Annotated in this window: 8 protein-coding genes; 2 read left to right on the forward strand and 6 right to left on the reverse strand. The window is 59.5% G+C overall.

Annotated elements, in window-relative coordinates; all coding sequences use genetic code 11:
• Positions 1–180 precede the first annotated feature (180 nt).
• Together JOE33_RS16105 and JOE33_RS25835 are read left to right on the forward strand one after the other, a co-directional pair.
• The gene (locus JOE33_RS16105) at positions 181–6,009 is read left to right on the forward strand and encodes a hypothetical protein (protein ID WP_187625326.1); all 5,829 of its coding nucleotides are present in this window, start codon (positions 181–183) and stop codon (positions 6,007–6,009) included.
• 143 nt (positions 6,010–6,152) lie between these two features.
• Positions 6,153–7,232 carry an RHS repeat-associated core domain-containing protein gene (locus JOE33_RS25835; RefSeq protein ID WP_010435861.1) on the forward strand — a complete coding sequence of 360 codons (1,080 nt, stop codon included), beginning with the start codon at positions 6,153–6,155 and terminating at the stop codon, positions 7,230–7,232.
• Between the two features lie 88 nt (positions 7,233–7,320).
• Here JOE33_RS25835 and fdhA read toward each other — a convergent pair whose 3' ends face one another.
• From fdhA to JOE33_RS16140, 6 genes are all read right to left on the reverse strand, one after another.
• Positions 7,321–8,520 (reverse strand): formaldehyde dehydrogenase, glutathione-independent, encoded by a 1,200-nt coding sequence (fdhA, locus tag JOE33_RS16115; protein ID WP_010435863.1) that lies wholly within the window; start codon positions 8,518–8,520, stop codon positions 7,321–7,323.
• Positions 8,521–8,569: 49 nt separating this feature from the next.
• Entirely contained in the window at positions 8,570–9,427 is an 858-nt protein-coding gene (gene purU, locus JOE33_RS16120; RefSeq protein WP_096139732.1) for a formyltetrahydrofolate deformylase, read from the reverse strand.
• A gap of 205 nt (positions 9,428–9,632) precedes the next feature.
• Entirely contained in the window at positions 9,633–10,265 is a 633-nt protein-coding gene (gene soxG / locus JOE33_RS16125) for a sarcosine oxidase subunit gamma family protein (protein ID WP_010435867.1), read from the reverse strand.
• 50 nt (positions 10,266–10,315) lie between these two features.
• Positions 10,316–13,336, reverse strand: coding sequence for a sarcosine oxidase subunit alpha (locus tag JOE33_RS16130; RefSeq protein ID WP_032612278.1), 3,021 nt, complete (start codon positions 13,334–13,336; stop codon positions 10,316–10,318).
• Positions 13,333–13,629, reverse strand: coding sequence for a sarcosine oxidase subunit delta (locus tag JOE33_RS16135; RefSeq protein ID WP_003316160.1), 297 nt, complete (start codon positions 13,627–13,629; stop codon positions 13,333–13,335). Before JOE33_RS16135 ends, JOE33_RS16130 begins: the two co-directional genes overlap by 4 nt.
• A gap of 15 nt (positions 13,630–13,644) precedes the next feature.
• Positions 13,645–14,895 carry a sarcosine oxidase subunit beta family protein gene (locus tag JOE33_RS16140; RefSeq protein ID WP_010435875.1) on the reverse strand — a complete coding sequence of 417 codons (1,251 nt, stop codon included), beginning with the start codon at positions 14,893–14,895 and terminating at the stop codon, positions 13,645–13,647.
• Between the last annotated feature and the right edge of the window lie 9 nt (positions 14,896–14,904).

Genomic DNA, 14,904 nt, shown 5'->3' on the forward strand with positions numbered 1-14,904 from the left:
TTGACTGGAGGAACAGGAGCTTGTTCCCGGCGCGGGGCAGCAACAACGGCGACTTTCCGATCTGCACCGTCGAGCCTGCGCATTGGGTGCCCGGCGTAGTGATAGAACATCTATGTATTACCCGGCTTTTTCCGCGAAACAGCATGGTGTCGGTCATTTGGAATGCACGGAGCATCAGCAATGACCGACACCTACACTGCATCATTTCCTTCCAGGCCAACTGTCGTACGGGAAAGTCTTCAGCACGTATTGGCGGTTGAGGGTAACGAGCAACTGGCCGCCATTCTGCAACGGCCCCGGCCTGAAGGTTTCACGCTACTGGACGAGATCCAGGTACTCGGGGCCGCCAGCGCGTTCGGACGATGGGCAGACGACCTCGAACTCTTGAGTAGCCTGAAATCAATGTTGTTCGACGATGAGCTGAACGCGCTTGGCGACAGCGCAGAACGCGTTACCCGTTCCGTCGGTTCGTCAACATCGGAGGCCGGCCCCGAGCACGAACTGGCCAAAGCGGCGTTCGATATTGCGCAGAGTCATCAGCGCGAGTCACATTCGCCAGGTGTTCGAACCGGGCATATTGATCGCACCCGGGGCTATTACCCCAGGTTGCTGAATACGCTGCGCGCACGCCTGCGGGACGTGAAGACCGGCAACTGTGCGACTGACAGAGTGTTCGTGGCCGTTGCCGACGACTCGCCGCTGTCTGCAGGGGTCGCTTTTGGCGGTTCGATATTGCAACAGTTCAAGGCGTTGCTCCGGGTTATCGCCGGTGTGGATCCGGCTGGCGATGCCGATGAAGATCTATTGCCCAGAGTACGCCGCAAAGACCTGCGCTACGTTCTTGATCTGGTCAATACGACCCGCTTCGACTTCAGGCAGCCCTTCACCTGTGTGTTGCATGTCAGGATGAATGCAGGCAGGCCGGTTTACTCGTTGAGACTGCAGGGCGTTTCCGGGAGCCGGCACCCTGTGTATGCCACGCTGTCAGATCTGCACCTGCGGGTCATCCGGCTCACGGACAGCCTGGCCCGGATGACGCCGCATCTGGAGTCGGCCGATGCCAGGTGCATTCTGGCCATTCGCGACGATCAAAGCATGTCACTGCATGGCCTGCTCCATTACTACGGTGTCGAGATTCCTCTGGCAGCCACCCGAGACGATCTGCTGCAGGCGATCACTGCGCTTTTGCCCGGGGAGAGCGAAGTCCACCCCGCAGTGATGACGCCCGCGTTGCCTTTTGCCCTCGCAGAACACCAGCGTTTCCTGCTCGATACATCGCAGGTCTACACCTTTCGGCAGCATAAGGTCCAGGCGCACGGCACGGACGATTATGCTGTCATCGACCTTGAGCTGGAGAAGGAGATGCAGTGGCATCTTGGTCGATGCCGCACCTTGCTGAACAGCTACCGACATTTCGGTGCGTCGCTGCAAGACAACGAAAACGCGCTGCTGGCAATGCTCCAGCAAGCCGGTGGCATCACTCTGAAACTGGTCGTTTACGACAGCGACGGCCACCACGATGTCTACCGCGAGCAGCACACCGTCAACCCCTGGCGCGAGAAGGATCTTCCCGGATACTTCGACGCGGCGCGCCAGGAACTGTCGTCTTACATGATCAACACTATTCGCTATGGCGAGGCCGAGGGGGCGATCAATATCGAGCGGCTGATTGTGGAAGTGATCGTGCCCAATCCTGTCCAGCGTTGCCATCCGCTGACCGATATCGACATCGAAGCCTTCGATATCCGCAGCAAAGAACCTCCGTTTCTGTTCGTGGATCCTTTTGCACTGGGGACTTATGACGTGATCAGGTCACGCTTTATGGAGCTGACCGAGGAGTTGCGCGAGGCGCAGTGGGACGTCGGCCAATCTGCGACATTGCAGCGCGCGGTCAGTTATCTGCTGACACATTACCAGGAGGACCTGCCGGCTTTGCCGGAAGCACAGCGTCAGACGGCCTACACCCAGCGCTTGAATGATGCAGTCAACACCTACTACAGAGTGATTGCAGAGAACCTCGAGGATCAACAGCGACTGCAAGTCGTTCTGCAGCCTACCCAGCCGGAGTTCGTGGCGCGTGAACTGTGCCGTTATCTGGGGCTGAACGAATCCTGTTGGCCGGTAGTTGCGCGGTCTTCGTTCGATATCAGTTACCAGGCCGGCTGGATCAATACCGGCACGTTTTTCAAGCATGAAGAGTCGGCCGGTTATCGAACACTGCTGAGTGTGGTGTATGACGAAGACCTGCGCCGCGAGCTGGCGCTTGCCGACAATCGTGATGAGCGGCTCGGGCAGCTGGCTCAGGCGCTCGCCGATAAAACCCGCTACACCGCAAGCCTGGACGTGCTGCAAGCGAAGCTGACCGGTTTATTCGACGCGAACATTGCCTTCGTCAACAACGCTCATCTGCCTGCTCAAATGACAACACCCCAGGCAGCGTTCAGGCTCGAGGCCGAGAACTACGCCATCCAGGCCACCGGAACCTACCGGGCGCTGGAGGCCGAGCGGCTGGTGCTGGTCTCCGGCACTGCCGCCGAGCGCCTGCAGACTCTGGAAGGCGCCGTGCTGTCGGACAGTGACAGACCGGTTCATTGCATCGAGTTATTGAGCGCCGACGAGAAGGTCCGGCTTGAAGCCAGCGCTCTGGCGTTCCGGCAGATGTTGAGCGCCCGAGCCAACGACGATGATATTCAGAACATGTCGACCAGCGCGCAGCATGTGCTGCAACTGGTGCATCAGGTCGGCGGACTGATTCCTGTGCTGGGCAACTTCATCAACCTGGGATTCGATATTTACGACGGCAACGATGAAGGCATTTCGATGGATGCACTCAACATCATTGCCGAGCTGGTGCTGTGCAAAATGCGCACGGTCCCTCCCAGGGTGCTGGGTGTGCTGATGCTGCAAGGCACCAATATCTGGACGATGAGCCAGCAGGTCCAGGCCCTCGGCGAGTCGATCAAGGCCAACGACTACGAGGCGTCTGTGAAGAACTTCGGCTTTATGCTGGTCGGCCTGCGTTCGGCGCTGCACTGCGGTATATCGGCAGTGAAAGGGCTCAGGTCCGCGATACGGCATTACCAACAGACTGTCAGCGAGCACACTGTGTCTGACAGGTCTGATTTGACCGAAACGGTTCGACGCAACGAGCACGGCGATGCCATTGAGCGCGAAGCTGGGGGCGAATACTTGGCGAGGCGTCGGCCATCCACAAGCAGCTCACTCTGGCGGGTTGCCGAGGATGGGCAGATATCCGAGCGGCCGACGGGCAGGAAAATCATGCGCATCGACTGGAACGGCAACGCGATGGTCGAGGGTGGCGCTCGGGCGGTGCTGCTGGGTGGAATAAGCGAGAAGATCTACATGCTAAACGGCCATGCCTGCCGGACGGTCAGCGCAATGGCGGGTGCGGAATTGCGACCGCTGTATGCGCTGGACCTGGAAGCAGGGCAATGGCGCAGGCATCCGCAGTCAACGGTCGACGCCCCGCAGCTTTCACGGTTTGCCCACACCGAAGATTTTCCGGTTGGCTTCAGCGGCCGTCCGGAGCGTTTTCTGGCTCCCGCCAACACGGTCAGTTGGTATGACAACTGCGTGGCGACGCTTGAAGCAGCCCCCGTCCGTGTCATTGACCTGGATAGCGGGGCAAGCCGGCAGACTATGGCGCTTGGCGTGATCGAGCACAAATATGTCACCGAGCGTAATGGCCACGTCGAGGTGCTCGAACATGCAGGCATCGAAGTGGAGACTACCGCCTTCATTCGCGCTGACGGCAGTCGCATGGAAGTCGCCAGGGTGTTGCCTGCCATCCCGAGCTACAAGCCTGAAATTCAGGCACAGATTGTCGCGGCTCAGGGCATGTTCGTGACCGTTCGGATAAGCGACACGTTGCAAGGTCTGGCCGGCAGAAAGACCGTGGCGGGTGTTTTGGCGACGCTCAGTGATGGCCGCGGGCAGGAGCTGGTGATCGAGGCGGATCGCGGCGTTCACTATCGCGGCACGGTGCCCATTGATAGCTTCCTTGCGCTGGCACCGGGCGATACGTTGCATGATCAGCAACCCATTGCCCTGACCCTGCAGAAAGTCAGCCCGCAAGCCGATCCCAAACGGGCGTTGCCACACCTGTGGCGCGACCAGTCGGATTATCGCAACGGGATTGCCCATGATGACTTTGCGCTGGAGCTGTTCTACGGCTCGAAGGCAGCGAACGAAGCCTATGCACGCAACCCTCAGTGGGTTGCCAGGAACATCGACGCTGTGGCCAAAATCAAATCGCGGCTGCCCTCGTCCATTACCACGGTGGAAAATCCCTTTTATGTACTCGATACCCCCGAGGAACTGGCCATTCTATTTGCTGCGCGTAACCAGGCGGCGCTGGCCAATACCTTGCTGGGCAATACCATTGAATGGGGCGCGGCATCGAGATCCCGGGAGTTGAGCCTGGGGGAAAATATCCTCAGACAGCTTCGTCTGAACGAGCCGCTTCTGGCTGCACAGGAAAACATTCCGCCGCTCGCCAGCGAGCGGAGCGCCTTCGTCACTCAGCTTCAGGAGAAGCTGGCCCGGAACAACCTGATGATGGCAGAAGTCAGCCTGAAGTCAGGAGAGAAAGCCTGGTTCGCCCATTCGCCTGCCAGGCATCTCGGCATGCTGGCTGGGCATCTGCACGACGAGTTTTACCTGAGTCATTCGGGGTCTGTCATCGATCATGTCGAAGCCTGTTTTACCGACCCGTCGAGAATTGAAAGTATCGCCGTGCTGTCCCTCGACGATGTCTGCGAAACCGATGCCCGACGCATTTTTCTCTCCTCCCAGCGCGGCTACACCTATGAGTCGGTGACCAGCCTCGAGCAGCCGGTCGAGCATGCATACCTGAGCGGCGCGCAGCTGCAGTTGCACATCGACGATGCCATTTATCCCGAGCGAACCCGAGGCGTGGGGATCGCCAGCGCGGTTGTCGATCTGTCCGCCGCCGAAGCGGTCAGCAGTGGGCCAAAGCGCGGCAGTTATTCGATCGAGGGGCGTGACTACATCAAGCTGGATAACGGCAGAATCTACCGGGCAGACTGGGATGAGCGCAATGGGGTGTTTCTGCTGGTACCGCCGCAGGGGCGGTCGCGAGCCGAGCCCCTGGCACTGCCCTGGGTGCGTCACATCGGCGGGCATGAGTTCACGCTGATCAACCGGCCAGCGCTCAAGGGCGGCCATGTCATCGATCAGATGATCTGTAGCATTCGCACCCGGCGGCTGGCCGGTAGCCTGGCAACCCACGAGTCCCATTCTGCTCATGACACAACAAGCGGAACGCTTCAGGTTCACCATGAAGACCTGCACATCATGAACGACGGTGTTCCGGTACCCGGCAAGCTTAATGTGCCATCGAACCTGTTCCACTCCATCGCAGCAGATCGTGACGGTTATGTGAGGCTCGAAGCCAAGGCAGCCGTGCCTGAAAGCTGCATTTCCAGCACTGAGTTTCTGGTATCGAAATATGCTGGCGGGCAAGTACCGTTCGATTACAAGGGCGAGCGTCTGGGCGATCCGGCTCCAGTGGTGCCCAATGTCGAAGTCGTCGCCCTGCAGGATGGCCAGCCGGTGAGCCTGAATATCACGACGACAGCGCTTGATACCTGGATAAATGCACGCGGCCACTCTGACTACTTTGTCGGCGAGCGGTCATTTCCCGAAGTGGGTGAGGGTATTGGCTTCATCGAGCGAGGTGAGCTGGAGGGCAGTCCGTCATCGGACTACCCGTTTCATTTCATGTTCGTGGCCGGGAAAGTACTGGATCAGAACGGGCAGATTATAGGCGTGCTGGCCTCGGATTTGTCCGAGCCCGCACGTGAACCCGATCAAAACGGAGTCACGCCGCAATTGCCCGCCAGACGTAACTGGAATCTTGGGCTTTTCCCGTCAATCGACAGCATGCGCGGGACACCGGAGCCTGACAGCAACGCCTATGTGCAGGAGCATTACTACTCGGTATTGGTGAGGCCTGTGCGGGAGTAAGGCGTTATCCGAGGCGCTGGAGGCTTGTGCCCCGGCGCTTTTTGGTCCCGCAGGCGAAACAGCCTAGTAGTTCTGCTAGCTGGGCGAAAGCAGGGAGTCAGCCCAGACTTGCTGCCATAGGGTTACCTCAAAGGAGTGACATCATGGCTTCGTCTGGGCAATCAGTACTTTGTGTCTACCGCTACGACGGACTGGATCGCCTGGCCGATTGCGCGCCTGCCGGGCAGGGCGACACCCGCCTTTTTTATCAGAAGAGTCGCCTGGCTACGCAAATTCAGGGGCAGATCCAGTACACACTTCTGCGCACGGACGAGTATCTGCTGGCGCAACGACGCATGGAAAACAATCAGAGCGATTGCACCTTGCTGGCGACCGATCAGCAGCAATCCGTGATCGCCGCTCAGGGCTTGGCGTTTGCCTATACGCCTTACGGCGATCATCACCCTGCAGCAGGGCCGATGAACCTGCCGGGTTTTACAGGCCAGCGGGTTGATCCGGTGACGGGACACTATTTGCTGGGGAGCGGATACAGAGCATTCAATCCGGTGTTGATGAGGTTCAACAGTCCGGACAGTTTGAGTCCGTTTGGCGAGGGTGGGTTGAATGCGTATGGGTACTGTGGGGGAGATCCGGTTAATCGGGTTGATCCGAGTGGGCATGTGCCCTCGCTTCTCAGGCCACTGTTGAAAGCTATGCGTTTTTTTAAACCTAAGCCGATCAAAAACCTGAAAGTTGTCTCAGAAGGTATAGCGAGTTTTGAAGACACTGCAAATGGGGCAAAAAGAATTAATTTCTTTGGGCACGGATATAGACTAAAAGAACATGGGTATCATCCCATGAGAACAGCAGGCAGAAGCTTTACTCCTGAGCAGCTCTATCACTCAGCGGTGACGTCTGGTGTTGATATCGATAAATATCAAAAAATAAGGCTGATTATGTGTCATTCAGGCTCGGGGGAGAGTAAGTCTTTTGCGGCCGCTTTTTCGGATATTACACAAAAGCCTGTCAAGGGCTACGTGTCAGGAGTGTTTACCAGTCCTGGGCCGGAAGAAATGACATCAATGATTGTTAATAAGTCTGATGCCATTCGCTGGCTGGGTAACGGTAAAAACCGGTATGACAAGGGGTTAACTGTTCTTAAGAAGAATATCTATGCGCCTGGCTCTGTCGAATCTACAGACTTTAGCTATAACCCCGTGGTTCATCAGCTTACTGAGCTTTAAAGTAAGCAGTTTGAATGTGGGTTTTAGTTGAGTGTTGCTGGAATTGGATGTGGAATGGGTAACTATGAGTTACCCATTCTGCGGGTAGTCAAGATGCACTAAACAACCTATGCGGATCAATCACAAACTTTTTCGGTACGCCCGAATCAAACTCGCCATACCCCCGCGGAGCATCATCCAGACTGATCACCTCGACACCCACTATGTCGGCGATCTTGATACGGTCCCACATGATCGCCTGCATCAACTGGCGGTTGTATTTCATGACTGGGGTCTGGCCGGTATGGAAGCTGTGGGATTTGGCCCAGCCCAGGCCGAAGCGAATGCTCAGGCTGCCCATTTTTGCAGCGGCGTCCACGGCTCCCGGGTCTTCGGTGACGTACAGGCCGGGTATGCCTATCTTGCCTGCGACGCGCACTACGCCCATCAACGAGTTGAGAACAGTCGCGGGTGCTTCGGCCTGAGCGCCAGCATGGCCGTGACCGCGTGCCTCGAAGCCCACGGCATCGATGGCGCAATCCACTTCAGGTTCGCCGAGCAGGGCAGCGATCTGTTCGTGCAAGGGTGTGTCCTGGGACAGGTCGGCAATTTCGAAGCCCTGGGCCTTGGCGTGAACCAGGCGTGTCGGGTTGACGTCGCCGACGATTACCACCGCTGCACCCAGCAAGCGTGCTGACGCCGCCGCAGCCAGGCCGACCGGGCCCGCGCCGGCTACGTAAACCGTGCTGCCAGGCCCAACCCCTGCAGTCACTGCACCGTGATAACCGGTGGGCAGGATGTCGGACAGGCAGGTCAGGTCGCGAATTTTTTCCATCGCCGCGTCGCGGTCCGGGAGTTTGAGCAGGTTGAAGTCCGCGTAAGGCACCAGCACGTATTCAGCCTGGCCGCCAACCCAATCGCCCATGTCCACATAACCATAGGCACCACCGGGACGCGCCGGATTGACCGTCAGGCAGACGCCGGTGTTCTGCTCCTTGCAGCTGCGGCAGCGACCGCACGCCACGTTGAATGGCACGGAAACCAGGTCACCGACTTTCAGATGCTCCACGTCACGACCGGCTTCCAGCACCTCGCCGGTGATTTCATGACCGAGCACCAGCCCGGTCTGCGCCGTGGTGCGGCCACGTACCATGTGCTGGTCGGAGCCACAGATATTGGTAGAGACCACGCGCAGGATAACGCCGTGTTCGATGCGCTTGCCGCGTGGGTCTTCCATTTTCGGGAAAGGAATTGATTGCACTTCGACCTTGCCAGCGCCGAGATACACTACACCGCGATTACCAGACATACATGTCACCTCGCTTTTATTGTGGTGGAGCAGAGAGAAGCAGTTGCAGCTATAAAACCACCGTCCTGTTGGCGTTGAGGAAAACCCGCCGTTCGATGTGATAACCCACCGCGCGGGCCAGTGTCAGGCCTTCGATGTCTCGACCCTTGGCGATCAGGTCTTCGGGATAGTGACTGTGATCGACCACTTCCACGCCTTGAGCAATGATCGGACCTTCGTCCAGATCGTTGTTGATGTAATGCGCCGTGGCACCGACCAGTTTCACCCCCTTGTTGTAAGCCTGATGGTAAGGCTTGGCGCCTTTGAAGCCGGGCAGCAACGAGTGGTGGATATTGATCGCCTTGCCATCCAGCTTGCGACACAGATCCGGGGACAGGACCTGCATGTAGCGGGCAAGAATCACCAGTTCTGCACCAGACTCTTCGATGACCTGCCAGACTTTGCCTTCCTGCGCGGGCTTGTCGTTGGGGTCCAGGGGGAAATGGTAGTACGGAATGCCGTGCCAGCCAGCCAGTGGCTCGAGATCAGGGTGATTGGACACCACCGCGACCACGTCCATGGACAGTTGATTGATACGCTGGCGATAGAGCAGGTCATTGAGGCAGTGATCGGCTTTCGAGACCATGATCACTACTTTTGGCCGGTAGTTGGGCGCCGTGAGTTCGAAGATCATGCCGAACGTTTCACCGCGCTCACTCAGACCGGCCCTGAACGCGTGTTCGTCGAAAGCCTCGGGCTGACGAAATTCCACACGGATGAAGAAGCGTCCCGAGAGACGGTCATCGAAGGAGTGGTGCTCTGTGACGTAGCAACCCTGCTCGAACAGAAAGCGCGTCACTGCGTCTACCGTGCCGAGCATGCTGGGGCAGTCGGCGGTCAAAATCCATGTGTCGGGCGCGCGGCTCATTAAATGAATGCTCCAGAGTATTCGTTATCCGCAAATCTGACTGACAGTGTCAGCCAGCTTGCTCAAGCAGGACGCAGAGCGTCCGGAACTGCATTCCCACGCGGAGCGTGGGGACGATAGTCACCGTTTCGGCTATCGTGCCAATGCTCCCGCAGGAGTCTTCATTGAGACTGCCGCTGCGGTTTCAGCCCCGGTCCCCGGCGCTTCACGCTTGAACGCTCAGCCCGTACTCGGCACTCGCATCCTGCAACCACAACCACCAGTAATCCGAGAAGCTGCGGCGGACCAGCAGCTCCCAGGTTTCTTCACCGGTCCGGCGGATTACCAGTTGCGACTTGGCGAACACGGTGCCGACTGCCTTGCCCACCGGGAAGTTGTCCGGGTGCACGTCGTAGCTGGTGGACTTCATCAGTACCTGGCGCACCTTCGGTCCGCTCAGTTCAAGGATCGATTGCCCGCCGCTGACATTGACGATAGCGATGTGTTGTCCGCTCAGTTCGGCCCGCAGTCGCTGTTCTGCAGCGAACTCTTCGCCGCTTGGCACGATCAGCAGCCACTCATCCGGGCCCAGCCACTGCAGCGAGCTTTCGCCGCTGATGACCAGCATCAGCGCGGCGGGCAACTCCATGCCCAGCGCCTTGTGTACGCCAGCGGCGAAGGCCGGATCGTGGGCATTGCCACGAATCGTCAGATGCCCCAGCAGCTTTTTCTCGCGCAGGAAAACCCCCGGGCTGGCGCGCCCCTTGCCAATCAGGCTGTCGAGGTTTGCATGGAACAGCGGCGACTCGGCTTTGACGTCGGTGGTCGGGCGCTGCTGGTAAACGTTGGCTGTGCTCATGATTCACCTGCTTGAATTCTGTGTGCTGCGGATGATCGGCTCACCGCGGACTACTCGACGTTCTGCCGCTCGCCCTTCGGATCGAAGAACACCGAAGAAACGATCTCGGCTTCGATCACGCTGCCATCGGCCAGAGGCGCGAATACCCGCTCGCCCATACGCGCCAGGCCGCCTTTGACCACGCCCATCGCGAACGAATAGCCCAGCGAGTTGTGCGCGTAACTGGAGGTCACGTGGCCCACCATGCTCATCGGGATCGTCTGTTTGGTGTCGAAGACCAGTTGCGCGCCTTCCGGCAGCCATTTGGCAGGGTCCACCGGCTTGAGGCCGACCAGTTGCTTGCGCTGTTCGCGTACGCAGTCTTCGCGATTCATGCCGCGCCAGCCGATCCAGGAGAACGGCTTGGTACGGCCTACACACCAGCCCATGTTCAGGTCGTCAGGCGTCATTGAGCCATCGGTGTCCTGACCGACGATAATGAAACCCTTCTCTGCGCGCAGAACGTGCATGGTCTCGGTACCGTAAGGCGTCAGGTTGTACTGCTTGCCCGCCGCGGCGATCTTTTCCAGGACGCCCATGGCGTAGTCGGCCTGAATGTTGACCTCGTAGGACAGCTCGCCGGTAAACGAGATGCGGAATACACGGGCCGGCACTCCGGCGACCAGACCTTCCTTCCAGGTCATGAACGGGAAGGCTTCACGGCCCAGATCGATATCGGTGACTTCGCTGAGCAGTTTGCGGCTGTTGGGGCCGGACAGCGTCAGGGTCGCCCAGTGATCGGTCACTGAAGTGAAATACACTTTCAGGTCCGGCCATTCAGTCTGTTGATAGATTTCCAGCCATTGCAGGACGCGCGCTGCGCCGCCCGTGGTGGTGGTCATCAGGAAGTGGTTGTCAGCGAGACAGGCGGTTACCCCGTCATCGAAGACCATGCCGTCTTCCTTGCACATCAGGCCGTAGCGGGCCTTGCCGACGTCCAGTTTGGTCCAGGCGTTGGTGTAGATGCGATTGAGGAACTCGCGTGCATCCGGGCCTTGAATATCGATCTTGCCCAGCGTCGAAGCGTCCAGCAGGCCGACGCTGTCACGCACCGCCTTGCATTCGCGAGCGACGGCTGCCGGCAGGTCCTCGCCGTTTTTCGGGAAGTACCACGGCCGTTTCCACTGGCCGACGTCCTCGAACTCGGCACCGTTTTTGACATGCCAGGCATGCAGCGCAGTGAAGCGCACGGGTTCGAAGATGTGCTTGCAATGACGCCCGGCTATCGCGCCGAAGGTCACCGGCGTGTAGTTGGGGCGGAACATGGTGGTGCCCATTTCCGGGATCGACACGTTCAGCGAACGGGCAGCGATGGCCAGACCGTTGACGTTGCCCAGCTTGCCCTGATCGGTGCCGAAACCCAGCGCGGTGTAGCGCTTGACGTGCTCGACCGACTCGAAACCCTCGCGGGTTGCCAGTTCGATGGCGGCGGCGGTGACGTCGTTCTGAAAGTCAACGAACTGCTTGGGGGCGCGTGCGGTGCCTTTTTCGTGCGGCACCTGGAACAGCGCCAGCGTCGGCTCTTCAGCACGGCTGAGGGCTTTGGGCATCACACCTTCGACAACCTTGAAGCCCGCTTCACTGGCAGCGCGCACGCCGCCTTCGAAGCCATCGGCCAGGCTGTCAGCCAGGCTGTAGACGCCGTTGACGCCGCCTACGCAGATACGTTTCTGCGGTGCTTCGCCCGGCACGAAGCCGAGGATGTCCTCGCGCCACACCGGCTTACCGCCCAGGTGCGAGGCCAGATGCACGATCGGGCTGTAGCCGCCGGAGCTGGCTACCACGTCGCATTCAAGCCATTCGCCGGGGCTGGTCACGCTGTGCGTCTTGACCTCGATGGCGGCCACGCGGGCAGCCGTCACGCGCTTGCTGCCGCGGGTCTCGATGACCGCGCTGCCGGTCAGGATGCGAATGCCTTTGGCCCGCGCTTCCTCAACCAGCGGGCCGCGCGGGTTATGCCGTGCATCGGCAATGGCGACCACGTGCAGACTGGCGTCGAGCCAGTCCAGAGCGACGCGATAAGCGTGATCGTTGTTGGTGGAAAGCACCAGTTTCTTGCCCGGTGCCACGCCATAACGACGAACGTAAGTCGATACCGCACCGGCCAGCATGTTGCCGGGCACATCGTTGTTGCCATAGACCAGCGGACGCTCGTGAGTACCGGCGGCCAGCACCACACGTTTGGCACGTACCCGGTGCATGCGCTGGCGAACCATGCCGATCGGCGCACGATCACCCAGGTGGTCGGTGAGGCGCTCGTGGATGGTCAGGAAATTGTGATCGTGGTAACCATTGACCGTTGCACGCGGCAGCAGGGTGACGTTGTGCAGGCTTTTCAGCTCGGCAACGACCGTCGATACCCATTCGGCGGCGGGTTTGCCGTCCAGGCTTTCACGGCTGTCAAGCAGACTGCCACCGAACTCTTCCTGTTCGTCGGCAATGATCACCCGGGCACCGGAGCGACCTGCTGCCAGCGCGGCAGCCAGACCGGCCGGGCCCGCACCGACGATCAGCACGTCGCAGTGCTGGTTCATTGCGTCGTAGCTGTCCGGGTCGTTCTCGGTCGGCGAGCGACCGAGGCCTGCAGCCTTGCGGATGTACTTCTCGTAAGTCATCCAGAACGATTGCGGGTACATGAAGGTTTTGTAGTAGAAACCCGGCGGCATCAGCTTGCCGCCGACCTTGCCCAGAATGCCCATGACATCGGTATTCACGCTCGGCCAGCCGTTGGTGCTGGTCGCGACCAGCCCTGAATAAAGCGCCTGTTGCGTGGCACGCACGTTGGGGATCTGCGTCGCTTCGGTCGCGCCGATCTGCAGCACCGCATTGGGCTCTTCCGAACCCGCTGCGAAGATGCCGCGCGGGCGGGAGTATTTGAAGCTGCGGCCGATGATATCGACGCCGTTGGCCAGCAGGGCAGAGGCCAGCGAATCACCTTCAAAGCCCTGGTAGGTCTGGCCGTTGAAGGTAAAGTTGAGCACCTTGCTGCGATTGATACGGCCGCCGTTGGGCAGGCGATGGGTCTGGCTCATACCTTGTCTCCCTGATCCGTGAACTGCGGTCTGGTACCGATCGGATAGGTCTCGAGAATCTCGTAGGTCACGGTGTTGCGCGTCATGTTGAAATACTGGCGGCAACCGGCGGCGTGTATCCACAGTTCGTGATGCAGGCCGCGCGGGTTATCGCGAAAGAACATGTAGTCGCCCCATTGCTCATCGGTGCAGGCACCGGGGTCCAGCGGGCGCGGGATGTGCGCCTGACCGGACGGGTGGAATTCCTCTTCGGAGCGCAGTTCGCCACAGTGAGGACAGAAGATATGCAGCATGGTCGGGTTCTCCTGTTAGTGGGCTACGGCTGCAGCGCCGTGTTCGTCGATGAGTGCGCCGTTGTGGAAACGGTCGATTGAGAACGGCTTTGCCAGCGGGTGCATCTCGCCTTTGGCCAGGCTGGCGGCAAATACGTTGCCCGAGCCCGGCGTGGCCTTGAAGCCGCCTGTGCCCCAGCCGCAGTTGAAGAACATATTCGGCACCGGGGTCTTGGAAATGATCGGGCAGGCGTCCGGGGTGGTGTCGACGATACCGCCCCATTGACGGTTCATGCGCACGCGGGACAGCACCGGGAACATCTCGACGATGGCCTGGACGGTGTGTTCGATCACCGGGTACGAGCCGCGCTGGCCGTAGCCGACCCAACTGTCGATACCGGCACCGATCACCAGGTCGCCCTTGTCGGACTGGCTGATGTAGCCATGTACCGCGTTGGACATGATGACGCTGTCGATAATCGGTTTGATCGGCTCGGAGACCAGTGCCTGCAACGGATGTGACTCGATAGGCAGACGGAAGCCTGCCAGCCTGGCCATGTGCCCGGAGTTGCCGGCGGTTACCACGCCGACACGTTTTGCACCGATGAAACCCTTGTTGGTTTCCACACCGATGCACACGCCGTTTTCCTTGCGAAAGCCGATGACTTCGGTCTGCTGAATAAGGTCAACGCCCAGTGCGTCTGCCGCACGGGCGAAACCCCAGGCCACCGCATCGTGACGAGCGACACCACCACGGCGCTGAACTGTCGCGCCGATGATCGGGTAACGGGTGTTTTTCGAGCAGTCCAGGTACGGGATTTCCTCGGCGACCTGCTGGCCGTTGAGCAATTCGCCGTCCACGCCGTTAAGCCGGTTGGCGCTGACACGGCGCTCGGAGTCGCGCATGTCCTGCAGGGTGTGGCACAGGTTGTATACGCCGCGCTGGGAGAACATGACGTTGTAGTTCAGGTCCTGGGACAGGCCTTCCCACAGTTTCATCGCGTGTTCATAAAGGTGGGCCGATTCGTCCCACAGGTAGTTGGAGCGCACGATGGTGGTGTTACGCGCGGTATTGCCGCCGCCCAGCCAGCCTTTTTCGACCACGGCCACATTGGTGATGCCGTGCTCCTTGGCCAGATAATAGGCCGTCGCCAGACCGTGCCCGCCGCCGCCGACGATGACCACGTCATAGACCTTTTTCGGGGTGGGCGTGCGCCACATGCGCTGCCAGTTTTCATGGTGGCTGAGGGAATGCTTGAGAAGGCCGAAGCCTGAGTAATGCTGCATGTGAGGCTA

This window comes from Pseudomonas sp. PvP027, from assembly GCF_017833005.1.
Classification (GTDB): Bacteria; Pseudomonadota; Gammaproteobacteria; order Pseudomonadales; family Pseudomonadaceae; genus Aquipseudomonas; species Aquipseudomonas congelans.